Source organism: Sphingomonas sp. PP-CE-3G-477 (genome assembly GCF_003050745.1).
Taxonomy (GTDB): Bacteria; Pseudomonadota; Alphaproteobacteria; order Sphingomonadales; family Sphingomonadaceae; genus Sphingomonas.
Genome location: NZ_QAOF01000002.1, coordinates 170,062 through 195,338 on the forward strand (window position 1 = coordinate 170,062; position 25,277 = coordinate 195,338).

General features: G+C 65.3%; 25 protein-coding genes and 1 tRNA gene. 13 read left to right on the top strand and 13 right to left on the bottom strand.

Annotated elements, in window-relative coordinates:
• Positions 1 to 60: 60 nt before the first annotated feature.
• A complete protein-coding gene (locus C8J45_RS06090) occupies positions 61 to 1,350 on the bottom strand; it encodes an N-succinylarginine dihydrolase (protein WP_107962399.1) in 1,290 nt (429 codons plus the stop codon).
• 210 nt (positions 1,351 to 1,560) lie between these two features.
• Positions 1,561 to 1,637 (bottom strand) — tRNA-Pro (locus C8J45_RS06095).
• A gap of 215 nt (positions 1,638 to 1,852) precedes the next feature.
• Here C8J45_RS06095 and C8J45_RS06100 point away from each other — a divergent pair.
• From C8J45_RS06100 to mazG, 10 genes are all read left to right on the top strand, one after another.
• Positions 1,853 to 2,842: a lytic transglycosylase domain-containing protein gene (locus tag C8J45_RS06100; RefSeq protein ID WP_258191327.1), complete on the top strand. Its 990-nt coding sequence runs from the start codon at positions 1,853 to 1,855 to the stop codon at positions 2,840 to 2,842.
• Positions 2,826 to 3,347 (top strand): septal ring lytic transglycosylase RlpA family protein, encoded by a 522-nt coding sequence (locus C8J45_RS06105; protein ID WP_107962400.1) that lies wholly within the window; start codon positions 2,826 to 2,828, stop codon positions 3,345 to 3,347. The genes C8J45_RS06100 and C8J45_RS06105 overlap by 17 nt, the downstream gene beginning before the upstream one ends.
• Positions 3,332 to 3,484 carry an SPOR domain-containing protein gene (locus C8J45_RS06110; RefSeq protein WP_107962401.1) on the top strand — a complete coding sequence of 51 codons (153 nt, stop codon included), beginning with the start codon at positions 3,332 to 3,334 and terminating at the stop codon, positions 3,482 to 3,484. Before C8J45_RS06105 ends, C8J45_RS06110 begins: the two co-directional genes overlap by 16 nt.
• A 26-nt stretch (positions 3,485 to 3,510) precedes the next feature.
• On the top strand, positions 3,511 to 4,674 hold the full coding sequence (locus C8J45_RS06115; RefSeq protein WP_107962402.1) for a D-alanyl-D-alanine carboxypeptidase family protein: 1,164 nt from the start codon (positions 3,511 to 3,513) through the stop codon (positions 4,672 to 4,674).
• Between the two features lie 28 nt (positions 4,675 to 4,702).
• Complete coding sequence (locus C8J45_RS06120; RefSeq protein ID WP_107962403.1) at positions 4,703 to 5,680, top strand: AAA family ATPase; 978 nt, start codon at positions 4,703 to 4,705, stop codon at positions 5,678 to 5,680.
• Positions 5,681 to 5,730: 50 nt separating this feature from the next.
• On the top strand, positions 5,731 to 7,278 hold the full coding sequence (gene metG / locus C8J45_RS06125; protein ID WP_107962404.1) for a methionine--tRNA ligase: 1,548 nt from the start codon (positions 5,731 to 5,733) through the stop codon (positions 7,276 to 7,278).
• The gene (locus tag C8J45_RS06130; protein ID WP_107962405.1) at positions 7,278 to 8,069 is read left to right on the top strand and encodes a TatD family hydrolase; all 792 of its coding nucleotides are present in this window, start codon (positions 7,278 to 7,280) and stop codon (positions 8,067 to 8,069) included. Before metG ends, C8J45_RS06130 begins: the two co-directional genes overlap by 1 nt.
• Positions 8,066 to 8,830, top strand: a complete 765-nt coding sequence (locus C8J45_RS06135) for an MBL fold metallo-hydrolase (protein WP_107962406.1) — start codon at positions 8,066 to 8,068, stop codon at positions 8,828 to 8,830. The genes C8J45_RS06130 and C8J45_RS06135 overlap by 4 nt, the downstream gene beginning before the upstream one ends.
• A complete protein-coding gene (locus C8J45_RS06140) occupies positions 8,827 to 9,411 on the top strand; it encodes a TIGR02281 family clan AA aspartic protease (protein WP_107962407.1) in 585 nt (194 codons plus the stop codon). Before C8J45_RS06135 ends, C8J45_RS06140 begins: the two co-directional genes overlap by 4 nt.
• A 71-nt stretch (positions 9,412 to 9,482) precedes the next feature.
• A complete protein-coding gene (gene mazG / locus C8J45_RS06145; protein WP_107962618.1) occupies positions 9,483 to 10,217 on the top strand; it encodes a nucleoside triphosphate pyrophosphohydrolase in 735 nt (244 codons plus the stop codon).
• Here mazG and hflX read toward each other — a convergent pair.
• From hflX to dusB, 7 genes are all read right to left on the bottom strand, one after another.
• Complete coding sequence (hflX, locus tag C8J45_RS06150) at positions 10,198 to 11,490, bottom strand: GTPase HflX (RefSeq protein WP_107962408.1); 1,293 nt, start codon at positions 11,488 to 11,490, stop codon at positions 10,198 to 10,200. The genes mazG and hflX overlap by 20 nt on opposite strands.
• The gene (hfq, locus tag C8J45_RS06155) at positions 11,487 to 11,990 is read right to left on the bottom strand and encodes an RNA chaperone Hfq (RefSeq protein WP_107962409.1); all 504 of its coding nucleotides are present in this window, start codon (positions 11,988 to 11,990) and stop codon (positions 11,487 to 11,489) included. The genes hflX and hfq overlap by 4 nt, the downstream gene beginning before the upstream one ends.
• 140 nt (positions 11,991 to 12,130) lie before the next feature.
• Positions 12,131 to 13,507 (bottom strand): sigma-54 dependent transcriptional regulator, encoded by a 1,377-nt coding sequence (locus C8J45_RS06160; RefSeq protein WP_107962410.1) that lies wholly within the window; start codon positions 13,505 to 13,507, stop codon positions 12,131 to 12,133.
• A 4-nt stretch (positions 13,508 to 13,511) separates the two neighbouring features.
• Positions 13,512 to 15,755: an ATP-binding protein gene (locus tag C8J45_RS06165; protein ID WP_107962411.1), complete on the bottom strand. Its 2,244-nt coding sequence runs from the start codon at positions 15,753 to 15,755 to the stop codon at positions 13,512 to 13,514.
• 52 nt (positions 15,756 to 15,807) lie between these two features.
• On the bottom strand, positions 15,808 to 17,247 hold the full coding sequence (gene ntrC, locus C8J45_RS06170; RefSeq protein WP_107962412.1) for a nitrogen regulation protein NR(I): 1,440 nt from the start codon (positions 17,245 to 17,247) through the stop codon (positions 15,808 to 15,810).
• On the bottom strand, positions 17,244 to 18,308 hold the full coding sequence (locus C8J45_RS06175; protein ID WP_107962413.1) for a nitrogen regulation protein NR(II): 1,065 nt from the start codon (positions 18,306 to 18,308) through the stop codon (positions 17,244 to 17,246). The genes ntrC and C8J45_RS06175 overlap by 4 nt, the downstream gene beginning before the upstream one ends.
• Entirely contained in the window at positions 18,295 to 19,293 is a 999-nt protein-coding gene (gene dusB, locus C8J45_RS06180; protein WP_107962414.1) for a tRNA dihydrouridine synthase DusB, read from the bottom strand. Before dusB ends, C8J45_RS06175 begins: the two co-directional genes overlap by 14 nt.
• Positions 19,294 to 19,384: 91 nt before the next feature.
• On the opposite strand from dusB, the gene C8J45_RS06185 reads away from it, so the two are divergent.
• Genes C8J45_RS06185 through C8J45_RS06195 form a run of 3 tightly spaced genes read left to right on the top strand, consistent with a single transcriptional unit; the run spans position 19,385 to position 21,572 of the window.
• Positions 19,385 to 20,536: a bifunctional 2-C-methyl-D-erythritol 4-phosphate cytidylyltransferase/2-C-methyl-D-erythritol 2,4-cyclodiphosphate synthase gene (locus tag C8J45_RS06185; protein WP_107962415.1), complete on the top strand. Its 1,152-nt coding sequence runs from the start codon at positions 19,385 to 19,387 to the stop codon at positions 20,534 to 20,536.
• The gene (locus C8J45_RS06190; RefSeq protein WP_107962416.1) at positions 20,533 to 21,057 is read left to right on the top strand and encodes a hypothetical protein; all 525 of its coding nucleotides are present in this window, start codon (positions 20,533 to 20,535) and stop codon (positions 21,055 to 21,057) included. The genes C8J45_RS06185 and C8J45_RS06190 overlap by 4 nt, the downstream gene beginning before the upstream one ends.
• Complete coding sequence (locus C8J45_RS06195; RefSeq protein ID WP_056048893.1) at positions 21,057 to 21,572, top strand: CinA family protein; 516 nt, start codon at positions 21,057 to 21,059, stop codon at positions 21,570 to 21,572. Before C8J45_RS06190 ends, C8J45_RS06195 begins: the two co-directional genes overlap by 1 nt.
• Here the strand turns inward: C8J45_RS06195 and C8J45_RS06200 are convergent.
• The 4 genes from C8J45_RS06200 to C8J45_RS06215 form a co-directional block, all read right to left on the bottom strand.
• A complete protein-coding gene (locus tag C8J45_RS06200) occupies positions 21,518 to 21,991 on the bottom strand; it encodes a type II toxin-antitoxin system RatA family toxin (protein ID WP_107962417.1) in 474 nt (157 codons plus the stop codon). The genes C8J45_RS06195 and C8J45_RS06200 overlap by 55 nt on opposite strands.
• Positions 21,991 to 22,914 (bottom strand): lipoyl synthase, encoded by a 924-nt coding sequence (gene lipA, locus C8J45_RS06205; protein ID WP_107962619.1) that lies wholly within the window; start codon positions 22,912 to 22,914, stop codon positions 21,991 to 21,993. The genes C8J45_RS06200 and lipA overlap by 1 nt, the downstream gene beginning before the upstream one ends.
• A gap of 154 nt (positions 22,915 to 23,068) precedes the next feature.
• On the bottom strand, positions 23,069 to 23,842 hold the full coding sequence (locus tag C8J45_RS06210) for a polyphosphate kinase 2 family protein (RefSeq protein WP_107962418.1): 774 nt from the start codon (positions 23,840 to 23,842) through the stop codon (positions 23,069 to 23,071).
• Positions 23,839 to 25,239, bottom strand: coding sequence for an APC family permease (locus C8J45_RS06215; protein ID WP_107962419.1), 1,401 nt, complete (start codon positions 25,237 to 25,239; stop codon positions 23,839 to 23,841). The genes C8J45_RS06210 and C8J45_RS06215 overlap by 4 nt, the downstream gene beginning before the upstream one ends.
• Positions 25,240 to 25,277: the final 38 nt, after the last annotated feature.

Below are 25,277 nucleotides of genomic sequence, written 5' to 3' on the forward strand. Positions count from 1 at the left end.
TGCAGCCGCTTTTTTTGATGAATCCGCAGTCGGGCAACCTTCCAAACTGACGGGAGATGCCTAGATCTCGTCCGGTGCAAACCCGAGCGCCGCCGTCAACGCCGCGCGAGCTTTGATGCAGCGGTCCCACAGGTGCGGATCGCCGAGGTTTTCGATCGCGATCGCCTCCGGCCATTCGTGCGCGACGACATACTCGATTCTGCCGCACGCAGCCTCGTCGAGCAGGAAGCGGGGATCTATTGCGGCAAGCGCCTCCTCATTGAGCTGGACGCGCAGCCTTAGGCACGCTGGGCCGCCGCCGTTCCGCATGGACTCGCGGACATCGACGATCTCCAGCCGCTGGATCGGCCCGCCGCTGGCGATCAATTCGGACAGCCACGCCCAGACGTCCGCATTCTCGTGCGCTTCGGCGGGAAGGACGAGCGTCATGCTGCCGTCTGGCATCGTGACTAGCTGCGAATTGAACAGATAGGTTCGGATGGCGGTGTCTAGGCTCACGCGATCTGCGGGCACCTCGACGATCGCAACGTCGGGCATCAACGCTTTCAGGGTCTCGTGAAACGCGGAAGGCTCGGCGAACGCCTGCTCGTGCGCGAACAGGACATGGCCGTTCGCGACTGCGACGACGTCGTTATGGAACGCCCCCGCGGCGATCGCGGCATCGCTCTGGCGCACCATCAGCGTGCGCGCAGGGCTCAGCCCGTGCCGACGCGCGACCGCCTCGCTGGCGGTGCGGTGCTGACGTGCCGGGAATCCGCCGGCCTGGCCCTCGCCATAGACGAACATCTCCACCGCGGCGCCATCGGCAGGGGGCACCAGCCGCATGAAGTTCGCAGCACCCTCATCGCCGAACGCAGACGGTACCGGGGAATGGACGCGGAAGTGACGCGGGTCGGCGAAGGCGAGGCGGAGTTGGCGTTCGGTCTGAGCGGCTTCGCTCGCACGATGCGGCATCGTCGACAGATTAGCCACCGAGATATGGCAGAGGCCATCGCGCGTATCGGACGACGGCGAGACCGTTCCCGCGTTCGCCGTCCACATCGCCGACGCCGACATCGCGTTGGCGACCAGCGCCCGATCGGCGGTCCAGGCCGAAGCAAGGACCTCCGCATCGTCGCCGACGAACCCGAGTGCTCGAAGCCATCCGACATTGGGTCGGACGTGCGGCAGGAAGACGCCCTGGTTCAGCCCCATCGCCATCAGCCGCCGCATCTTCGCGACGCCTTGCAACGCGGCCAGCCTGGGCGCCGAAACGGCACCGGCGTTGGCGGACGATGCGCGATTGCCGATCGAAAGGCCGGCGTAATTATGCGTGGGGCCGACGATACCGTCGAAATTGACCTCGATCACCGCATCTCTCCTTCGTTCCACCACCGGGTTGGCGTCAACGCGGTCGTGCCGAGATCGGATAGCCACAATTCGCGACGACGTAAAAGGCGCCGGCACGCTCGTGTCTCGAACGGATCTGCTGACCCGATATGCGTGAGATGGAGATCGGATGATTGGGAACGACCGCGCTCGCAGGCGCCATGATCGTCCTTGTATCGCCCCGTAAGACGATGGTCGGGGAGACAGGATTCGAACCTGCGACCCCCTGGTCCCAAACCAGGTGCGCTACCAGCCTGCGCCACTCCCCGACGGCGTTGCGGTTAGGCGTACCTGCCGGGATGTGCAAGCGTCATAACGTCACGAGAATGAAATTGCTGGGGATGAAATCCGCCCGCGTCCGTGCGTGCCTGGCGTACGACGGTGCGAGGTTCCGATACGGACGCGTCTGTGGCACATCCTAGGTATGGGTGGGGCATCGACAGCAGCGACTAGGCTGCGCAACGGCGTATTCGGCATACTCGCAATGCTGTCCGGTAACGGATCGGCGATGGCGCAGGATGATCCGGGTTTTCAGTCTTACATGACGGTGCTGCGTCAGCAGGCGCTCGCCGAGGGCGTCAGCGTCCGGACGGCCGACGCGGTGTTTTCCGGCCTGACGCTGAACCCGCGCGTGATCGAACTCGATCGGGGGCAACCCGGAGCGACGAACACCAGCAGCGCGATCCCCGCCTTCGCACCGTATCGCAGCCAGCATGTCGATGCGGCGCGGATCGCACGCGGCCGCCAGACCTATCTGGCGCAGCGCTCGCGGTTGCAGCGGATCGAACAGCAGACCGGGGTTCCCGAATCGATCATGGTCGCGATCTGGGGGCATGAAACGAATTACGGCAGCTATACCGGCGACTTCGATCTGCTCCGCTCGCTCGCCAGCCTCGCTTACGAGGGACGGCGCCGGTCGCTGTTTGCCGGCGAGTTCATCGCAGGGCTCAAGATGCTCGATCGCGGCGTCACCCGCTCGCAGCTGAAGGGTAGCTGGGCAGGGGCCACTGGCAATCCGCAGTTCCTGCCGTCGATCTACCTCCGCCTTGCACGCGACGGCGACGGCGATGGTCGCGCGGACATCTGGAACAGCCCGGCCGACACGCTGGCATCGATCGGCAATTACTTCATCGACGCCGGCTGGCGCGCCGGCCAGCCCTGGGGCGTCGCGGTCAACGTGCCTGCGGGCCTCGACCGGTCGCAGGTCCGCAACCGGCTGGTGTCGCCGCGCTGCCCTCGCGTGTTCGAGCGACATAGCGGCTGGCGGACGATCGCCGAGTGGCGCGCGCTTGGCGTGACGCCACAGGGCAGGAGCTTACCCGCCGACAGCGTGATGGCGACGTTGCTCGAGCCGGACGGGCAGGGCGCTACCGCCTATCTGCTCACCAGCAACTACCGCGTGATCCTCGATTACAATTGCTCGAACTTCTACGCGCTGTCGGTCGGATTGCTGGCCGATGCGGTCGAGCGCTAGGGTCCTGTGCCTGGCGTTCGCGCTGGGGGCGTGCAGCAACGCACACGATAGCGTCGGTGCGACCTTCCCAGCGGGGGGCGGACTTTACGGCAGCTATCAGGATACCGGCCTCGCGAGTTGGTATGGCGAGGAATTGTCGGGTAACCGCACGGCATCGGGCGAGGCGTTCGATCCCGGCGCGATGACCGCCGCCCACCGAACCTTGCCACTGGGCTCGTTCGTCGAGGTGACGTCGGTCGAAACCGGACGGTCTATCCTGGTACGGATCAACGACCGCGGCCCCGGCCGAAAGGACCGGATGATCGATCTGTCGCGCGCCGCGGCGCATCTGCTCGGCACCGATGGGCGACAGATCGCCAGGGTAAGGATCCGAGCGATCATACCCACCATGCAGGATGCGTCGCTATTGCGCGCCGGTAAAGCCGCTGCGGCGCGGATGCCGGCGTTCACGCAGGCCGCGAGTTTCGATGCACTGACCGTGCAACCGCGTTGGCGAAGCGCCTAGATGCCGATGTCGTCGAACGCGGTGGACTGTACCGCGTCCGCATCGGACCGTTCAAAGATGCCGCAAGCCTGCAACGCGCGCGTGACGCGGTCGCCGAGCGCGGCTATGGCGATGCACAAGTCCTGCCTACGGATTGAGTTCCCTTTTGCTCACGGAATACCGCATGAAGAAGCTGATCGTCGCACCGCTCGTCGCCATCGCGCTGGCACATCCGTCCATTGCCGCCGCGCCGCAGTTCCAGACCGCCGCGCCGATCGCCTATATGGAAGATCTCTCATCGGGCGCAGTCCTGTTCGCGCGTGACGCCGACCGCCGCATGCCGCCAGCGTCGCTCGCCAAGATGATGACCGTCTATGTCGCGTTCGACATGGTGAAGAAGGGCGAGCTGAAGCTCGACCAGATGATGCCGGTGCGGCCAGAGACCTGGGCGAAATGGCATGGTCCGTCAGCAGGTTCGACGATGTTCCTCTCGTCGGGCGAGAACGTCAGCGTAGCCAATCTGCTCTACGGGATCGTCACGCTGTCGGGCAACGACGCGTGCATCGTGCTCGCCGAGGGCATCTCCGGGTCGGAGCAGGCGTTCACCGAGCGGATGAACCGCAAGGCCGCCGAGCTGGGTCTCAAGGACAGCCATTTCGGCACCGCCAACGGCTGGCCCGACAACGGCGTCACCTATGTCACCGCGCATGATCTGGCAAAGCTCGCCGCGGCGACGATCACCAACTACCCCGATCTCTACAAGCAATTCTATTCGAAGCGCGACTTCACCTGGGGCAAGACGATGGGCGGCAGCGCCATCACCCAGGCGAACCGCGACCCGATCCTCGGCCGCGTCGCCGGTGCCGACGGGCTTAAGACCGGCCACACCGAGGAAGCCGGTTATGGCTTCACGGGGTCCGCGATCCAGAACGGCCGCCGCCTCGTGATGGTCGTCGCCGGCCTGACCAGCGCCGGCCAGCGCGCGGAAGAGTCCGTCCGTTTCATGGAATGGGGCTTCCGTGCATGGCAGTCGAAGCCGATCGTCGCGAAGGGCAAGAAGATCGAGACCGCCGCGGTCCAGCTCGGCGACAGCTCGTCGGTCGGGCTCATCGCCCCCAAGGCACTGACGGTCACGCTGCCCGCCGGCACCTCGCCGACCATGACCGCCAAAGTGGTCTATGACGGTCCGATCAAGGCGCCGATCAAGGCCGGCCAGCATATCGCCGATCTCGTCGTGACGACGTCCGACGGTCTTCAGCAGACGATGCCGCTGGTCGCCGAGAAGGACGTCGCGGTCGCGGGCTTCTTCGGTCGCGCATGGGCAGGGCTGACCGGCTTCTTCGGCTGATGACTCCGGCGCCGACGGCGTTGCCGGCATGACGCCGATCATTGGCAATACCGCCGCGCAGGCTGCCTTCATGGCGGCGATGCGCGGCGGTTCGCTGCATCACGCATGGCTGATCGCCGGACCGCAGGGCGTCGGCAAGGCGAGTTTCGCACGCGCCGCAGCCATGCGGATGCTGGCGGATGCAGCCGAGCCCGATGGCGGCTCGACCGACCTTGCTGTTCCCGAGGGAAACAGGACGCGGTCGCTCATGGAGGCCGGGTCGCACCCCGACTTCCGTGTGCTGGCGCGCCTGCCGAAGGATCCCGAGAAGCCCGACCAGGATCTCGCCCGCAGCATCACGATCGCGCAGGTCCGCACGCTGCAACCTTTGTTCGCGACGACGCCGTCGATGAGCCCCCGCCGCGTGGTCGTGATCGATGCGATCGACGATCTGGAGCGGGGCGGGGCGAATGCGTTGCTCAAGAACCTCGAGGAGCCGCCGGCCGGGACGATCTTCCTGCTCGTCAGTCATGCGCCGGGCCGGTTGCTCCCCACGATCCGCTCGCGGTGCCGGCTACTCCGGTTCGAGGCGCTCTCGGACGGCGAGGTTGCGACCGCGATCCGGACGTTGCAGCCCGACGCGGACGAGAACGAAGTCGCGGCACTGGTTCGTGCCAGCGACGGCGCACCCGGTCGCGCGCTCCGCTATGCCGGGCTCGACATCGCCGCGATCGACGATGCCATCGCCGCGATCGCGCAGGACGGCGACCGCGATAACGGCCGCCGGTTGAAGCTCGCCAAGGCTCTAGGGCTCAAGACCGCGCAACCCCGCTACGAGGCGTTCCTCGATCGTGCGCCCGCATTCATCGCCGACGCCGCCCGGACCCGGTCGGGGCCAGCGCTGCGATCCGCGCTCGACGCGCACGCCGCAGCGCGCGAACTGGCGGGTGCCGCGATCGGCCTGTCGCTCGATGCGCAGGCCACCGTGTTCGAGATGGCGGGGATCGTCGCGACGTTGCGGCATTGATCCGCCCGCGCAGGCTTCACCTGATCGGGGCGATGCTCTAGGAGCGCGGCATGGCCGACCCTTTCTATATCACCACCGCAATCCACTATCCCAATGGCCGTCCGCATATCGGCCATGCGTACGAGATGATCGCCGCCGACGCGATTGCGCGCTTCCAGCGCCAGGCGGGGCGTGACGTCCTGTTCCAGACCGGCACCGACGAACACGGTCTGAAGATGGTCCAGGCCGCGCGTGACCGCGATATGCCGGTGCGCGAACTCGCCAATGAAATGTCGTCGTATTTCCACGAGATGGCCGACCGTCTTGGCATCTCGTATGACCGTTTCATCCGCACCGTCGACGAGGATCACTACGCCGCCAGCGCCGCGATCTGGCAGGCGATGGCGGACGCAGGCGATCTGTATCTCGACCGCTACGAAGGCTGGTATTCGGTCCGCGACGAAGCGTTCTACGACGAGTCAGAGCTGACCGGGGAGGGCGACGATCGCCGCTCGCCGCAAGGCACGCCGGTCGAATGGACCGCGGAGGAGACCTGGTTCTTCCGCCTGTCGAAATATCAGCAGCCGTTGCTCGATCTCTTCGCCGCCAACCCCGATTTCATCCGCCCCGAAAGCCGCCGCAACGAGGTGATGCGCTTCGTCGAGGGTGGCCTGAAGGATCTTTCCGTCTCGCGGACCAGCTTCGACTGGGGCGTGCCGGTGCCGGGCAGCCCCGGCCACGTCATGTACGTCTGGGTCGATGCGCTTACCAATTACCTGACCGGGATCGGCTACCCCGACATGACCGGTGACAAGGCGAAATACTGGCCGGCGGATATCCATCTGATCGGCAAGGACATCGTCCGCTTCCACGCGGTGTATTGGCCGGCATTCCTGCTGTCGGCGGGTATCCCGCTGCCCAAGAGCGTGTTCGGCCACGGCTTCCTGCTGACCCGCGGCGAGAAGATGTCGAAGTCGGTCGGCAACGTCGTCGATCCGATGGCGCTCGCGGATGCCTTCGGCGTCGATGCGCTACGCTATTTCTTCCTTCGCGACGTGAGCTTCGGCCATGACGGCAGCTACTCGCCCGAGGCGATCGTGACGCGAGTCAATGCCGAGCTGGCGAACAGCTTCGGCAACCTAGCGCAGCGGACATTGTCGTTCATCGCCAAGAACTTGGGCGGCGAGTTTCCTACGGCTGGTACGGTCCAGGATGCCGACGGTATGCTGATCGAGGAGGTCGTCGTCGCCTGTGCCGGGTTCAAGTCCGCCTTCACCGATCTCGCGCTGTCGCAGGGCATTGAGGCGTGGATGCGCGGCGTGTTCGCGTGCAACCAGTATATCGACGCACAGGCACCCTGGGCGCTACGCAAGACCGATCCCGAGCGGATGAACGCGGTGCTCCGCACGCTGGTCCGCGCGATCCGCACGCTCGCGATCACAATCCTGCCGGTCGTGCCGGACTCCGCTGGGAAGGTGCTCGAGCAGATCGGCGCGACCGAGCGCGTCCATGCCGCGATAGACGACGACGGCTGGTACGATCGTGTGGCCGCTTCCGACTTCCGGATCGCACCGCCGGCGCCCGTATTCCCGCGTCTCGAACTGCCTGCGGAGGCCTGATGCTCGCCGACAGCCATTGCCACCTGAACTACAAGGGCCTCGTCGAGGACCAGCAGGCGGTGCTCGCACGGGCTAGGGCGCGCGGCGTCACGGCGATGCTCAACATCTCGACGCGCGAAAGCGAATGGGACGATATCGTCGCCACCGCCGAGCGCGAGCCTGACGTCTGGGCGACGATCGGCATCCACCCGAACGAGGCGGACGTGTATCCCGACGTGGATGCCGCCAAGCTGATCGAGCGCGCACGGCATCCCCGCGTGGTAGGGCTCGGCGAAAGCGGCCTCGACTATTTCCGCGACACATCGGACCGCGCCCGCCAGCAGGCGAGCTTCCGCGCGCACATCGCCGCGTCGCGCGAGACCGGCCTGCCGATCGTCGTCCACACCCGCGACGCCGAGGACGATACTGCGGCGATCATGGCCGAGGAGATGGGGAAGGGGGCCTATCCCGGCGTCATCCACTGCTTCACCGCGAGTGGAGCTTTCGCCGACAAGGCGCTGGATATGGGGCTTTATATCTCGATCTCGGGGATCGTGACGTTCAAGAACGCGCGGGACCTGCAAGAGACCGCCGCGCGCCTGCCGATCGAACGACTGCTGATCGAGACCGACGCGCCGTTTCTCGCGCCGGTGCCGCATCGCGGCAAGACCGGCGAACCTGGATTCGTTGCCGACACCGCGGCGTTTTTTGCCAACCTTCGCGGCGAAAATGTCGAGGAACTGTCGCGCCGTACGGCCGAGAACTTCCACACGCTGTTCGGCAAGACGCGGGTGTCAGGGGCAGCGGCATGAAGATCACGATCCTCGGCTCCGGCACATCCTCCGGCGTGCCGAGGATTGGCAACGACTGGGGCGAATGCGATCCGACCGAGCCGCGCAACAGGCGCAGCCGTGCGTCCGCGATCGTCGAGCATGACGGTACGCGGATCCTGATCGACACAAGTCCCGACATGCGCGAGCAATTGCTGGCCGCCGATGTGGACCGGGTCGATGCGGTGATCTGGACGCACGATCACGCCGATCATTGCCACGGCATCGACGATCTCCGCCAACTTTTCCACGCAGCCGGAGAGCCCGTTCGCGGCTACGCCCGGCCGTTCACGCTGGCAGCGCTGGACGCGCGCTTTACCTATGCTTTCCACGGTCGCCCTGGCTATCCGCCGACGATCGCCGCCGAAGTCCTGCCTGATCGGTTGACGATCGGTGGGATCGATATTTCCGTAACCGACCAGCCGCACGGTAGTATCCATGCCGCCGGCCTGCGGTTCGAGGCAGCCGGCGTCTCGATCGGATACGCGACCGATTTCAACCTGATGACCGACGACATGGCCAGCCTGTATCAGGATTTGGACATCTGGGTGGTCGACGCGCTCCGCCGGCGACCGCATCCAACACACATGGAACTTCCCGCCGTGCTTGGTTGGGTGGAGCGCCTGACGCCTAAGCGGACCGCGTTGATCCATATGGACAACACGATGGATTATGCGACGTTGAGTCACGAACTGCCAGCCGGCGTCGAGCCTGGCTATGACGGGCTGATCCTGACAGCATGACCGGCGACCGCGCAGCCCAGTTTGCGCTGTATGCAGTCATGCTGATCCTGCCGCTGTCGGCCTTGGTCGCGCGCCGATTACCGTTGAGGCCGGTGCTGAAGATGGCGCTGGCCTGGGTCGTGATTTTCGCGGTTGGCCTGCTGATCGCGAGCCAGCGGGATCGGCTATCTGGCTTGAAGTCCATGTTTTCCGATCAGCAGGTGAGCGGAACCGAAACCCGGATTCACATGGCGGACGACGGGCATTTCTGGGCGGATGTCGATATCGACGGTGTCCGCCGCCGGATGCTGATCGATAGTGGTGCGACCACGACGGCCTTGTCGTCCGCTACGGCCAAGGCCGCCAGCCTGGATAGCGACGAAAGCCCGTTTCCAGCGATCATCGAGACCGCCAACGGTACGGTATCGGCGCGCACCGCGACCGCCAAGAGCGTGACGATCGGCACTGTCACTGCAACCAACCTCGGCATCGTCACGTCGCCGGCGTTCGGCGAGACCGACGTGGTCGGCATGAACTTCTTGTCGAGGCTGGGATCGTGGCGGGTCGAGAATGCCACGCTCGTTCTTACGCCGAACAAGTAGTCGATTTTACATAATGTATATTATCGATCTCACGTTATGCGTTAGATCGCGCGCTATCAATGGAGTCCTTGATGATCGAACGGCTCGTTTCCATCATGGCGCGACTGCGTCATCCGGTCGAAGGTTGCGAATGGGATCGCGTTCAGACGTGGTCGACCATCGCGCCTTACACGATCGAGGAAGCCTATGAGGTCGCGGACGCGATCGCGCGCGATGACCCGGCGGACCTCAAGGACGAACTCGGCGACCTGTTGCTCCAAGTGGTGTTCCACAGCCGTATCGCCGAGGAGTCCGGCGCGTTCACCTTGGCTGATGTCGTTGCCGCTATCAGCGACAAGATGGAGCGTCGTCACCCTCACATATTCGGCGACGCAACCTCCTCGCCAGGTTGGGAAACGATCAAGGCCGCCGAGCGCGCGGAGAAGTCCGATCACAGCGCTCTCGCCGGCGTGGCGATCGGACTGCCGGCTCTGGCTCGTGCAGAAAAACTACAGAAGCGTGCCGCCCGTGTCGGGTTCGACTGGCCGGATTCGGCTGGGCCTCTCGCCAAGGTTGTCGAGGAAATAGAAGAGGTTCGCGAGGCCGGCTTAGACACGGTAGAAGAGGAAATCGGCGATCTACTGTTTGCCGTGACCAACTGGGCACGGCATCTCGGTGTCGATCCCGAAGCCGCGCTCAGGGCCGGCAACGCCAAGTTCGAAGCACGTTTCCGGGCAATAGAGGCCGATGGCGGCGACGCGTTCGCCGCCATGACGCTCGATCAGAAGGAAGCGCTATGGCAGGCGGTCAAGCATCGCGGCGGCTGAATCGGTCGTAGTCGGTCTCGGACAACCGGACATCGTAGGTCGTATCGAGCTCGTCGCTGACGCTGCCCAGCACTTCGCCGTGCGCATGGAGCCACGCCGCCCCCGCTCCGTCGCTGGCCTCGATCGTGATGCTATAGCGTCGGTGGGCGCCGGTGAGCTTCGCCGCCACCTGCTCGATGAGGTGCTGGACCCCTTCCCCGCTCAGCGCGGAGATCGCCACGACGTCGTCACGATGCGCTGCCTGCCCGGCGATCTCGTCGTGCGTGTCGGCATCGAGAAGATCGAGCTTGTTCCATACTTCGAATCGCGGCGTGTTTTCATCGACGCCGATCTCCGCGAGCACGGTCTCGACGTCGGTGCGCTGCGCCTCGGTGTCCGGATGCGCAATATCGCGGATGTGCACGAGCAGGTCCGCCGACACCACCTCTTCCAGCGTCGCCTTGAACGCTGCGACCAATTGGGTCGGCAGATCGGACACGAAGCCTACCGTGTCGGACAGGATCGCCTTGTCGATGCCCGGAAGCTGGATCTGCCGTAGCGTCGGGTCGAGCGTTGCGAACAACAGGTCCTCCGCCATCACGTCGGCGCCGGTCAGCCGATTGAACAGAGTCGACTTGCCAGCATTGGTGTACCCGACCAGAGCAATGACCGGCCAGGGCGCGCGCTGACGGCGTTCGCGGTGCAAGCCACGCGTGCGACTGACCTGCTCCAGCTCGCGCTTGAGCCGGGCCATGCGGTCGCGGATCAGGCGACGATCCGCTTCGATCTGCGTCTCACCTGGGCCACCGAGGAAGCCGAAGCCACCCCGCTGGCGCTCGAGATGCGTCCAACTGCGGACCAAACGCCCTGCCTGATAGTCGAGATGCGCGAGTTCGACCTGCAACCGACCTTCGGCGGTCGCCGCGCGCTCGCCGAAGATCTCGAGGATCAGTCCGGTCCGGTCGATGACCTTGGTTTCGAGCGCTTTTTCCAGATTGCGCTGCTGGATGGGGGTAAGACTCGCGTCGAACACGACGAGCCCCGCCTCTTCCATGCGCACCTGCGTCGCGAGCAGTTCGACCTGCCCGCTCCCGATCAGCGTCGCCGGCTTGGCCTGCCGCACGCGATAGGCGATCCGTTCGACGACCTCGACACCGATGGCCGCAGCAAGACCTGCGGTCTCCTCCAGGCGAGCATCGACGTCACGGGTCGCGTCACCCTGATCGGGCAGCACAACGATCGCCCGCGCGCCGCGCGTGAATTCGTTCCGGTCGCGTTCGAAACCACTACTCAATCGTCATCGTCCGTTCCATCCGTATCAGTAGGCTCTTCGGCAAGGTTCAGCGGGCGGGCCGGCTGGATCGTCGAGACAGCGTGCTTGTAGACGAGTTGCGCCATGCCTTCGCGCTGGAGCAGCATGCAGAACAGGTCGAAGCCTGCGATCTGGCCCTGCAGCATGACGCCGTTGATCAGGAACATCGTCACGCTGTCTTCGGATTTCCGCACCGCGTTGAGGAAGATATCCTGCAACAACGGGTGCTTCTTCTGGCTTTCTCCCACCGCATCGACGATTGCCGACACGTCCATGGGGCCAGCTGGCATGATCGTCGAGATCGCATGCTTGTAGATCAGCTGCGACTGCCCATCGCGACGGAGCAGAACGGAAAAATTATCGAACCATGTGACGATGCCCTGAAGCTTAACGCCTTTGACAAGGAACATGGTTACGGGCGTCTTGGAGCGCCGAAGTGCGTTCAGGAAGAGATCCTGGAGCGAGCCTGGTTTTTCGGCCAATGGGATAACCCTTTATTTTTGGCGGGACTTTGCCCGCGAGGCGCCGTTTCCCGGCGTCGGAGATGCCCCCGGTTACCGGGAGCGGTACTGATCTATGATCGCCGCCCTGCTATATCCAGAGGGCGGCGAAATTACGGCGTCTATTCTTCGCGCGTTTCGGTGATGCCAAGCAGCTTCAACTTTCGATGAAGCGCCGAACGCTCCATGCCGATGAAGCTGGCGGTGCGCGATATATTGCCCGAAAATCGCCGGATCTGGACCCGAAGATATTCACGCTCGAACGTCTCGCGCGCTTCACGCAGCGGTGATCCCATGATCGCAGTCGATCCGGCCGAACCGATATCGCCTTGATCGCCCAGGACCTCGGCCGGCAACAGATCGAGATCGATCTGGCCGATCCGGTCTCCCGGCGCGAGAATGATCGTACGCTCGACGACGTTACGCAGCTGGCGAACATTTCCTGGCCAGTCGTAGGATTGTAACGCGACCATCGCATCAGGAGCGATTTCCGGCGTCGGCACGCGGCGCTCGGACGCGTAATGCGCAATGAAATGCTGGACCAGCGCGGGGATGTCCTCGCGACGATCGGAAAGCGGCGGGATCATCACCGGTACTACGTTGAGGCGGTAATAGAGGTCTTCGCGGAAGCGGCCTTCGGCAATTTCGACGACAAGATCGCGTGCGGTGGCGGATACGACGCGGACGTCGACCTTCACGACCCGCGTACCACCCACGCGCGTGAAGCTCTGATCGGTCAGCGCGCGGAGGATACGCGCCTGTGTCGTGATCGGCATGTCAGCGATCTCGTCGAGAAACAGCGTGCCGCCATGCGCCTGTTCGAACAGACCCGGACGAACGAGATCGCCTGCCTCCTCGACGCCGAACAGCTCCTCGTCGACACGCTCGGGCGTCATCCGCGCCGCACTGACGATGATGAACGGCGCATCGGTCCGCAAGCTCCAGCCGTGGAGCAGACGCGCCGCGACCTCCTTCCCGACCCCTGCCCCACCCATGATAAGCACACGGCTACCGGTCGCGGCGACCCGCTTGAGTGTCGCACGCACGCCGTTGATCGATCCCGAACTCCCGGTGAGATCGGTTTCGCGACCGACCGTAGCGCGCAACGTCGCCACTTCGCGACGAAGCCGCTCGGTCTCGGTCGCACGGGCGACCATGAGCAGCAGGCGCTCGGCTTCGAACGGCTTTTCGATGAAGTCGGACGCGCCCCGCCGGATCGCTGCGACGGCCGTATCCAGATTGCCGTGCCCGGAGATTACGAGCACCGGGATCGACGGATCGCGGCGCTTGATCTCATCGAGCAGTTCGAGCCCATCGAGGCGCGACCCCTGGAGCCATACGTCGAGCAGCACCAGCGACGGGCGACGCGCGGCAATCGCCTCCAGTGCGGAATCGCTGTCGCCAGCGTCGCGCGTATCATAGCCTTCGTCCTCCAGGACGCCGGCAACGAGTTCACGGATGTCACGTTCGTCGTCAACGACGAGAATATCGAGCGCCATTAATTCATGTCCGGTTGCGGGTCATCGTATGGAGTTGGCCCTCCCCAGCCAACTCGGGTGCCGATGCCCCTTGGTCGAGCGCGGCCAGCGCCTTGGCGTCGAAGATCATGGTGACGAGCGTGCCGCCACCGGGTCGATCGGAAAAGCCGATCGTTCCGCAATGCTCCTCAATGATCTTCTTGACGATGGCAAGCCCAAGGCCAGTGCCTCGTGCTCGCGTCGTCACATAGGGTTCAACGATCCGGTCTCGGTCGGCGGGAAGGCCGATGCCGGTATCCGCGACCGCGATACTCACGCAGTTCCCTGCCTCGGTCAATGTCATCGTCACGCTGCCACCGGGTTCGCCGCGTGTTTCAATGGCTTCGACGGCGTTCTTGACGATGTTCGTGAGCGCCTGACCGATCTGGCGGCGATCGCAGACGAGTGTCAGACCGGGATCGTCCTGGACGAGATGGAAACCGATACTCGGGTGCGCGACCTCATGGAGGAACAGCGCCTGCCGCGCGGCATCGACCAGCGATTCCTCACGGAACACGGGCTTGGGCATGCGCGCGAACGATGAAAATTCATCGACCATGCGACGAAGATCGCCGACTTGGCGGATGATCGTATCGGTCAATCGCGAGAACGTCCCGTCCTGCATCTCGGTCTTGGCGCCGTATCGCCGTTGCAGGCGTTCCGCGGCCAACTGGATTGGCGTCAGCGGGTTCTTGATCTCATGCGCAATCCGGCGCGCGACGTCGGACCAGGCCGCGCGACGCTGATCGAGCAACTGCTGCGTGATGTCGTCGAAGGTCAGGATTGGGCCGGTCGCGGGGCGCGCGATACGCACCGCGAGCGTACGGACGTCACCCGCCTGCCCTACCTCGACGATCGCCTCGCGGTCGCCGCTGTCGAGCATCGCATCGAGTTCGGGGGCAACGTCGACGAGCTTGCGGCCGACGAGGTTCCCGCTGCCGATGCCGGTGCCGAGCAATCCCGATGCAGAGTCGTTGGTGATCGTGATTGTCCGGTCCCGGCCCGTCGCAATGACGCCGGCGGACACGCCCGCCATCACGGCCTCGATCAGCGCGCGTCGGCTTTCGAGCTGACCGTTCGCGGTAACGAGTTCGGTGTTCTGCTCCTCGAGGCGGCCGGTCATCTGGTTGAACGCCCTGGCGAGCGTGCCGACCTCGTCCCGACTGCGTGGGTCGGGCACGCGCGCGGTAAGATCGCCGCCCTCGACCCGTCGGGCCGCGTCGACGAGTTCGCCGACCGGACGTACCAGGCGATCCGCCACCGCAAGCGCGATCCACACCGCGATGCCGACGATCAGCAACGAGATCAGCAGGAGCGCCGCGTTGAACGTCAATTGCAGTCGACGCGACCGCGCTAGCAGCGAGCGATAACTCTTCAGAACCTCGTTCGCGCGGACCGTCTGCCCAGACAGCAACTTGGTGTCCTCGACACGCCCCGCGTACAGAAACAGCTCGTCGGACCCCGGCAGCATCGTGATGGTCTGGATACGCTCGCCGGTCACAGTAACGACCGCGGTCTTGCCCGCCCGCAGCTCGGCGATCGCAGCCGGCGTCACCTGCCGGGCGAAGTCGATTTCGTACGGATTGACGATCGCGAAGGTCTGGATGTCGCCCTGCGGCGTGACCTTGAACAGCGCGCCTTCGGACAGGCTGCGGTAATAGACCTGCTGGAGGAAGAAACCGGAGAAGTCGGGGCCTTGGAGCGATTTCTCCTGCAGATAGCCGGACATGTCCGCGGCCATCGTCACGGTCGCTTCCTGCCACCGGTTCAGCTGGCGCGCGTAGGAGGATTGCGCGAGCGCGGTGGCATTCTCGAGCATCCCGCGCGCCTGATCCGAATACCAGAACTGGACGCCGTACTGGAACAGCAACGACGCGAAGATCGTCACCAACAGCATCGGCACCGCAGCGACGATCGAGAAAAGCGCAACCAGCCGAACGTGCAGTCGGCCACCGCCACCGACCGGCGAGCGGGCCGCGCGCCGCATCGCCACGCGTCGCCCGAGTAGCATCAGCAACGCGATGCCGGGCACGAGATTGGCGACGAGCAGCAGCGCAACGAGCGGCGGTTCCAGCAGGCGCTGCGGCGCATCCGTGCCAGCGATGATGAAGTAGCTCGCCAACGCGGTCGCGAGGGCCGCCGCAAGCACCAGCAGCTCGACGGCGGGCGTCACCGAGAACCGGTGCGCGGGTCCGTCTTCATCCATAGGTAGCGCCGCGGAAGCGATCATCGTTGCTTCGGTACAACGTCAACCGTTGCCTTGAAACCACATAATTTTCGTTTCAGGCGCGGCCTGCGTCATTTGGGCGGCTGTCGGCGACTGCGATGCCGAGCGTGTCGAGACGCTTGCGCAACGTATTGCGATTGATCCCCATCGCGCGTGCCGCACGAAGCTGATTCTGGCCGTGGCGCGCGAGCATCGTCTCGATCAGCGGACGCTCGACCTCGCCGATCACGCGGTCGTACAGCGTGCCGTCGTCGAGTGCGGCGGGGTTCTCGCGGGCGATCCGCTCGATCAGCGCGCGAACGGCATGCGCGATATCGATGTCGGCGGCCTGGTCGATCGCTGTGGGCGTGCCGATCATCGTCCGGATCGCATCCGCGCCGATCACCTCGTCGCGCGAGAGAACGGCCAGCCGGCGCATCAGATTTTCGAGCTCTCGGACATTGCCCGGCCAGTCGTGCGCGCCGAGCGCGGTGAGCGCGTCGCTGGCGAGCTGCCGCCGGGGAAGCCCCTGCGCTGCTGCATGATCGAGAAAATGCCTGGCGAGCAAGGCGATATCCTGGCGACGTTCGCGTAACGGCGGCAGGACGATCGGCACGACGTTGAGGCGGTAGAACAGGTCTTCGCGGAACTGGCCGGTGGCGACCTGCGCCGCGAGATCGCGATTGGTCGCGGCGACGATGCGGACGTCGACGCGGATCGTACGCGCGCCACCGACACTGGTGAACTCGCCCGATTGCAGGACGCGGAGCAGCCGGGTCTGCGCCTCCATCGGCATGTCGCCGATCTCGTCGAGGAACAACGTGCCGCCTGAGGCCTGCTCGAACCGACCGGCGTTGCGCGCGGCCGCGCCGGTAAAAGCGCCGCGCTCATGCCCGAACAGTTCGGCCTCGATCAGTTCGCGCGGGATCGCGGCCATGTTGATCGCGACGAACGGCGCCGCGCCGCGAGGGCCGAGATCGTGGATCGCGCGCGCGACGAGTTCCTTGCCGGTGCCCGACTCGCCCGAGATGAGGATGGTCAGGTCGTTCGAAACGACGCGTGCGATGATCCGGTAGACGTCCTGCATCGCCGCCGAACGGCCGATGAGCGGGAGAGCGCGGTCGGCATCATGCAGATCGTCTTCGGACGCCATGCCGCCTCGCGCGAGCGCACCAGTCACGGCGCGGGTAAGCACGTCGAGGTCGAAGGGCTTCGGGAGATATTCGTACGCACCGACCTCGGCCGCTCGCACCGCGGTGGTCAGCGTATTCTGCGCGGACAGGACGATGATCGGCAGCAACGGGAAGCGCGCCGCGACGTTGCGGACGTGATCGATCCCGTCGCCGTCGGGCAGAATCACGTCTGTGACGATGACGTCGGGCAAGGCGATTGCGAGCGCGCGTTCGAGCTGGGCGAGGCTGTCGGCGACGGTGACCTCGTGCCCGGCTCGGCGCAACGCCTGTGCGACGACGGTACGGATTGCGGCGTCGTCGTCGACGACCAGAACCGCACTCATGACGCGGCTCTCGGCAACAGCAGGCGGAGGACGGTCATCTCGGGATTTCCTTCGCGGGCGTATTGGACGATGCCGCCCATGTCGCGCGTGAGCTTGTCGACGAGCGCGAGACCGAGCCCCTGCCCCTCGTGACGGCCGGACACGAACGGATCGAACAGGTGGTCGGCGATGTCGGCGGGGGCGCCCGGACCGTTATCGAAGATGCAGATCTCAATCGGCAGCGGCACGCGCGGCTTGCCCGGCGCGGCGCTGACGGTGATGCCGTGGCGATAGGCGGTCGTCATCACGAGCCGCGGCTCGCGTTCGTTTCTAACGGCTTCGCGCGCGTTCTTGAGCAGGTTTATGACGATCTGCAGCAGGGCATCTCGGTTGATCTGCGCCGGCGGGAGCGAAGGATCGAAGCGTTCCTCGATCGTGATTCCGCGCGCGAACCCGGCAAGGGCCAGCCGGCGGGCATGACCCAGCAGCGGATAGATGTTCTCGCTGGCGAGCGGCAGCGGCCGCGTGTCGCTGAAGTCCTGCATGCGGTCGATCAACGCGGCAATGCGGTCGACCTCCGTGACGATCAGCGTCGTCAGTTCGCCCGCGCCGAGCAACTGCGCGGCACCGCGGATGCCGGATAGCGGGTTCTTGATCTCGTGGGCGAGCATCGCGGCCGCGCCGACTGCCGCTCTCGCCCCGGCAGCCCGATCTGCTGAATGCCCCAGTCGCCGAGACGTCGCCGCGGCGTGGAGCGTGATAGCTCGCCAGCCGGGATAGTCCGCGATCTGCGTCTCGGCGAAATCGACGCGGATCTTCACCCCGCGTGCGGTCGATATCTCGGTGTCGTAAACGGCCAGGCCGTGACCGTCGCGGTTACGCGGATCATCGGACGGCGGTATGATCGCATCGAGCGGTTGGCCGATCATCAACCGCTCGGACAGGTTCAGCAATTGCTCGGTGAGTGCGTTGGCATGCGCGACGCGGTGGTCTGGATCGACGACGACGACCGCGACCGGAAGCGCCGCGAACAGCTCCGCAAAGCCTGGCCCCCCCCGGGATTGCGTATCAGGCCGCTGCAAGTTCGCGCCAGGGAGCGTAGAACTCGGCCAGCATTGCCTTGACCTGCTTGGGATCGGGGACCTGGTTCACCTTGTTGCGGAACTCCGCAGAACCGGGCAGCCCCTTGGTGTACCAGCCGATATGCTTCCGCGCCATGTTGACGCCGGTCTCGATCCCGTAATGTTCGAGCATCGCCTCGTAATGCCCTGCGATCGCGTCATATTGCTCGGTGATCGACGGGTCTTCGATACGACGGCCGGTGGCGAACCATTCCATCACTTGGCCGAGCACCCACGGGCGGCCGTAGCTGCCCCGACCGATCATCAGGCCATCGGCCCCGGACTGGTCCATCGCCGCCTCGGCATCCTCGATGGTGCAGATGTCGCCGTTGACGATCACCGGGACCGTGACCGCGTCCTTGACCTTCCGGACGAAGCCCCAGTCGGCGCTGCCCTTGTACATCTGATTGCGCGTGCGGCCGTGGACGGTGATCAGCTTGATGCCGAGGTCTTCGGCAATGCGCGCGAGATCGGGCGCGTTCAAGCTGTCGTGGCACCAGCCCATCCGCATCTTGAGCGTCACGGGGACGTCGACGGCTTTCACAGTAGCCTCGATGATCGCGCTGGCGAGCTTGGTGTCGCGCATCAGCGCCGAGCCCGCGTCGCCGTTGACGACTTTGCGCACCGGGCACCCCATGTTGATATCGATGATCGCCGCGCCGCGATCCTGGCTGAGCTTGGCGGCCTCGCCCATCTCGTACGGGGTGCAGCCGATCAGCTGCATCGACACCGGCTCCTCGAGCCGATCCCACGCCGCCTTCTGCAACGACTGGCGCGTCTCGCGGATCGCAGCCTGGCTCGCCACCATCTCGGTGACGTTGAGGCCCGAGCCATAGCGTCGCACCAGCGTGCGGAACGGCATGTCGGTGACGCCGGTCATCGGTGCGAGCACGACGGGGCTTCCGATCCGGACGGGACCGATCTGGATAGGGGCAAGGTTACGCATGGATGTGCCTGAAAAAGAGGCATCCCTCTACCCCGTCCGGCGATTTTTCGCAAGACTGGCGAGCGTCGGGGCGAACCGCTAGGGCGCGGGGATGACACAGGCACAGCGTATCGTCGCGATCATCGTCGCGGCCGGAACCGGCGTGCGCGCCGGGGGAGCGGTTCCCAAGCAATATGCGCGGATCGGCGGACGACCGATGATCGCCTATTCGCACGATGCGTTTGCCGCGCATCCCGCGATTGCCGAGACGATCGTCGTCGTGGCCGAAGGGCAGCAGGCGATGGCGGTCGACGCATTGGGGCGCGATGTGACGATCGTCGTCGGTGGTGCGACCCGGCGCGAGTCGGTCGCGAACGGGGTCGCGGCAGTCGGCGGTGCGACGCATGTGTTGATCCACGACGCCGCCCGCCCCTTCCTGCCTGCCGCGGTTATCGATTCGCTCGTCGCCGCCTTGAAGATTAGGGACGCGGCGATTCCGGTGCTCCCGGTGACCGATACGCTCGCGCGCGGCAGTGGCCTGCTGGGTGACATCGTGCCCCGCGCGGACCTCAACCGGGTGCAAACTCCCCAGGCGTTTGCGGTGGAGGCACTCCGTGCCGCGCACGCGGTCTGGCCTGCCGATGAAGAGGCGACTGACGATGCGCAGATGGTGCGACGGCTTGGCGTCGGCGTCGCGTTGGTGCAGGGCTCGGCGATGCTCGAGAAAGTCACCCATCCCGAAGATTTCGCGGCCGCCGAAGCGCGTGTCGCGTACGAGACCCGTACCGCGATGGGGTTCGACGTCCACCGCCTCGAAACCGGCGAGGAGCTCTGGCTCGGCGGCGTCCTGATTCCGCACGACAAGGGGCTGTCGGGGCATAGCGACGCCGACGTCGCGCTCCACGCGCTGACCGACGCGTTGCTGGGCACCATCGCGGCGGGCGATATCGGTACGCATTTCCCGCCGAGCGACCAGCAGTGGAAGGGCGCCGACTCTGCGCAATTCCTTCAGCACGCCGCCAAGCTCATCGCCGACAAGCATGGCCGGATCGATTTCGTCGACCTGACGATCATGTGCGAGGCGCCGAAGATCGGCCCGCATCGCGCGGCGATGACTGCACGGATTGCCGACCTGCTCGGGCTCACGCTCGACCGGGTCAGCGTCAAGGCGACGACGACCGAACGACTTGGCTTCACCGGCCGCGGCGAGGGTATCGCCGCGCAGGCCGTTGCGACCATTCGCTTGCCCGGATCGCCGCTTTGAAGATCGCAGCAGCGCTTGCCGGGATCGCCCTCCTCGCCAGTCCGGCAGTGGCGCAACAGCGCTGCATCACCGGGCCCGAGGCCGAATCGCTAACGCTCGTCGCGATGCCCGACATCCTACGCGAGACCGGGCGCGTCTGTGCGGCGCAGCTTCCCGCTGCCAGCCTCATCCGGCGGCAGTCGAGTGCGCTGATCGACCGTTATCAGATCGAGTCCGACCGGGCTTGGCCAGCGGCGCGCGCGGCGATCGTCAAGCTTAGCGACCCCGCGGTCGACTCGATGCTTGATTCGGAGTTTGCGCGACCGTTGCTGACGACCTTGCTGGTGCCGCAGATCGTCGGACGGATCGCCACGCGCGATTGCGGGACGATCGACCGGATGGTGACGCTGCTCCAGCCCTTGCCACCGCGCAACACCGCGGGCATCGTCGTCGAGACGTTGCGGTACCTCAAATCCCAAAAGTCGCGCAGCGGTGATATCGCCGCGGTGGCGATGCTGCTCTGCCCGGTGGAGACTCGCTGATGGACACGATCCTTCCCGCCGAACTGGTCGACGCCGCGCGCAAGGTGGTCGAGCAGAACCGCGCGATCGGCCGCAGGGTGGCAGTCGCCGAAAGCTGCACTGGCGGGCTAGTCGCCGCCGCACTGACCGAGATCCCGGGATCGTCCGACGTGTTCGAGGTCGGCTTCGTCACCTATTCGAACGCCGCCAAGCTCGGCGTGCTGAAGATCAGTTCGGACGTGCTCGAAACGTTCGGCGCGGTCTCGATCGCAGTCGCGTGGAGCATGGCGCAGGCCGCGCTCAAGCAGTCGGGCGCTGATATCGCCGTTGCGATCACCGGCGTTGCAGGCCCCGGTGGCGGTTCGCTTAAGAAGCCGGTCGGCACCGTGGTTTTCGGTCGCGCCGAGAAGGGTCGCGACCCGTCCGATGTCCATGCCGATCGCAAGGACTTCGGCGATCTCGGCCGTGGTGGTATCCGGCTTCAGGCAGCGTTGTGCGCGCTCGAACTCTTGTTGCCGGACGCTTCGGCGCCGTAAAGCTCGGCGGCGCGGGTCTCGAACGCGCCGATCATCTTGCGCAGTGCAGCGCCGAACACCTGGCCCGCGATCATCTCGAACATCCGGTTCTTGAACGCGAAGTCGACGGTGAAGTCGACCGCGCAGCCTTGCAGCTCGGGTCGGAAATGCCATTCGTTGCGCAGATACTTGAGCGGCCCGTCGACGTAATCGACGTTGAGTTCGCTCGGCCGGACCTTCTGCACGCGCGACGTGAACGTCTCGCGCAGGCCCTTGAAGCCGACGATCATGTCAGCGAGTGTCTCTGTTTCGCTGTTCGAGCGCACGCGCATCGCGCTGACCCAGGGCAGGAACTCGGCATAGCGACCGACATCGGCCACCAGGTCGAACATCTGCTCAGGCGTATAGGGCAAATGGCGCGTTTCCGAATGCTTCGGCATCAGATGCGCGCGACGCCCAGCTTGGCATCGCGATTCGCACGCAACCGTTCGAAGTCGTCGCCGGCGTGATAGCTCGACCGCGTCAGCGGCGACGATGCGACCAGCAGGAAGCCCTTCGCGCGCGCGATCGAGGCATAGGCGTCGAATGCCTTGGGCGGCACGAACTCGGCGACTTTCGCGTGACGCGGCGTTGGCTGGAGATACTGACCCATCGTCAGGAAATCGATGTCGGCGCAGCGCATGTCGTCCATCACCTGATGGATCTCCAGACGCTCCTCGCCGAGCCCGAGCATCACGCCGGACTTGGTGAAGATCGACGGATCGTGCTTCTTCACGCTCTCCAGCAGCCGCAACGACGCGTAGTAGCGCGCGCCGGGGCGGATCGTCGGATACAGCCGCGGCACCGTCTCGAGGTTGTGGTTGTAGACGTCGGGGCGCGCCTCGACGATCGACTCGATCGCCGCCTGCGCCTTGTTGCGGAAGTCGGGCGTGAGGATCTCGATCGTCGTCGTCGGGTTCGACGCACGGATCGCCTGGATCACCTTCACGAACTGCGACGCACCGCCATCGGGGAGGTCGTCACGATCGACCGAGGTGATGACGATGTGGTTGAGGCCCATCTGCGCGGCCGCATCGGCGACGTTCTGCGGCTCCATCCGATCGACCGCCCGCGGCATGCCGGTCTTGACGTTGCAGAACGCGCACGCCCTCGTGCAAGTGTCCCCAAGGATCATGACTGTCGCGTGCTTCTTCGACCAGCATTCGCCGATGTTCGGGCACGCTGCCTCTTCGCACACCGTGGTCAGACTTTTCGATCGCATCAGTTCGCGCGTCTTGGCGAAACCGGTGGAGGTCGGCGCCTTGACGCGGATCCAGTCGGGCTTGCGCGCGCGCGGTACGGCGATCGGGGTCATCTCGTTCATGAGCGCGAGATAGCGATCCCTGCTACCCGAGACAACATACATGCGGTTACGTGGGCGATATCATCGGTTTGTTCGGCGACAGTTTGCGGAGCAGACTTGCCGCATGTCGCGGTGGCGAGGCTCCGATTATCCGGAACCCCCCAGGCACGCGTGATTATAGACCGAGAGCCTTTTTCGCGACTTTTACGACGGCCGGATCGATCGGCGGCGGCGTCATCGACACGCCGGCTTCGAGGCGGTCGGCGATCAGCGTCAGCGCTGCGATCCGGGCCGCCTTCTTGTCGTTGCCGTCTATAACGGTCCACGGCGCGGTCGCAGTATCGGTGCGGGCGAACATCTCGGCCATCGCCTCGAGATAGTCCTTCCGTCGCGACCGGTTGTGATAATCGTCGAGGCCGGTCTTCCAATGCTTCCATGGATCGTCGAGCCGTGCCTTGAGCCGTCGGTCCTGTTCCTTCTGCGTGGTGTGAACGAACAGCTTGATGAGGGTGGTGCCGCTCTCGACCTGCTGCGCCTCGAACGCGTTGATCTCGTCATAGCCGTGGCGCCATTCGGTCTCGCTTGCGAACCCCTCGACGCGCTCGACCAGAACGCGACCGTACCAACTGCGGTCGAAGATCGCGATGTTGCCGTCGGCCGGTAGTCGGTTCCAGAAGCGCCAGAGGAAATGGTGCGCCTTCTCGTCCGCGGTCGGCGCGGCGATCGGCCAGACCTTGTAGTTGCGCGGGTCCCATTCGGCGGAGAGACGCTGGATGATGCCGCCCTTGCCCGCGGCATCCCAACCCTCGAACATCACGATCGCGCTCTTGCCCGCGACGATGTGCGCGACCTGGATGTGTTCGAGGCGCTTTTGCAGCGCGGCGAGGTCGTGCTTGTACTTGCCATCGTACTCGTCGCCGGCTTCGTAGTCGGCCAGGTGTATCGTCATGCATCACGCTCCGTCGCAAGGGTCGGGATCTGAACGTTCCAGGCGCCGCGACGACGCAGGACGAACCAATAATAGGCGATCGACAGCAGGATCTGCGCGGCCGTCATGATCAGGCCGGGGCGCCCCTCGTCCAGATCGAGCCAGCTCGTCCAACAGACATAGCCGAGCGCGAGCAGTGTCACGACCGGAGCAAGCGGGTATAACGGCATCTGGTAGGGTGCATGGGCGGTCTGGCCGGTACGCCTGCCGACCATCGCCGCGACGCAGATCCCTGCGCAGATCGCGACGAGGCCGGTGCCGCTGAGCACGAGCAGCAACTGGAGCGGCAGAAAGCACGCGACGATCCCGAACCCGCCGACCAGCAGCGTGCCGACCCAGGGGGAGCCGAACTTCGGGTGGACCTGCGTCATCCATTGGTCGAGTGGACGCCCCCAGCTTCCGTCACGCGCGGTGCCGTAGAAGAAGCGCGCACAGGCAAGGATGCAGGCGATCACCGCGTTGACGATCGCGACGACGACGCCGATTGAGATCCAGTTTGCCATCGCGGTGCCGCTGCGCAGGGCGACGAGCAGGCCGAACGGGTCGCTGGCGGTAAGCGTGGCGTGGAGATCGGGCGCGCCAACGAGGACCGCCACGATCGGGATGCCTTCGAACAGAAGCGTGAGTGCGAGCGAGGCCATGATCGCGCGGGCGATCAGCCGGGGGGCGTCCAGCATCTCCTCGCCGAAATACACCGCGGCGCCGTAGCCGTTGAGCGCGAAGATCGCGATCGAGGTGGCGAGGCCGATCGAAGCGGCGGACGCGGGGACGAGCGCAGCCTCTTGCGGCATCACCGGGTGGAGCAGGAGGTCGCCGATTGGACGGACGGTATCGGCGAACCCGAGCCAGACGACCGCGCCGATCGTCAGCATCTCGACCAACAGGAAGAGCCCGGTGAGCCAGGCGTTGACGCGGATCTGGAGGATCGCCACGAGCGTCGACCCTGCGACCACGGCAATCGCGATGGGGATCTGCGGCAGGCCGGGGACGAGCGCGCCGAGCACCGCGCTGACGCCGAGCCCTGCGACCGGCGGGAAGAGCAGGTTGTTGAAGACGTTGACGCCGAGCATGACGAACCCCGCCATCGGTCCGAGCGTGTGCGCGACCGCGACATACTCGCCGCCCGCGACCGGCCATGCGGAGGAGAGCTCGGCATAGACGAACGCCGTCGCGACGCAGACGAGCCCGGCGATCAGCGTCGCCCACACCGCACCGGTGCCGGCGACCTGAAGCATCCCGGGGACAATGACGAACACCGACGATGCGGGGGTAGCGACGGAGAGCGTGAGGAACAGGACGCCCGTGACGCCGAGGCTGCGGACGAGGCTTGGCGCCGATGTCATCTGATCGTCGCGCATGCCAACCCCTTAGCCCTCATGCGTATTTGCATGGTTGA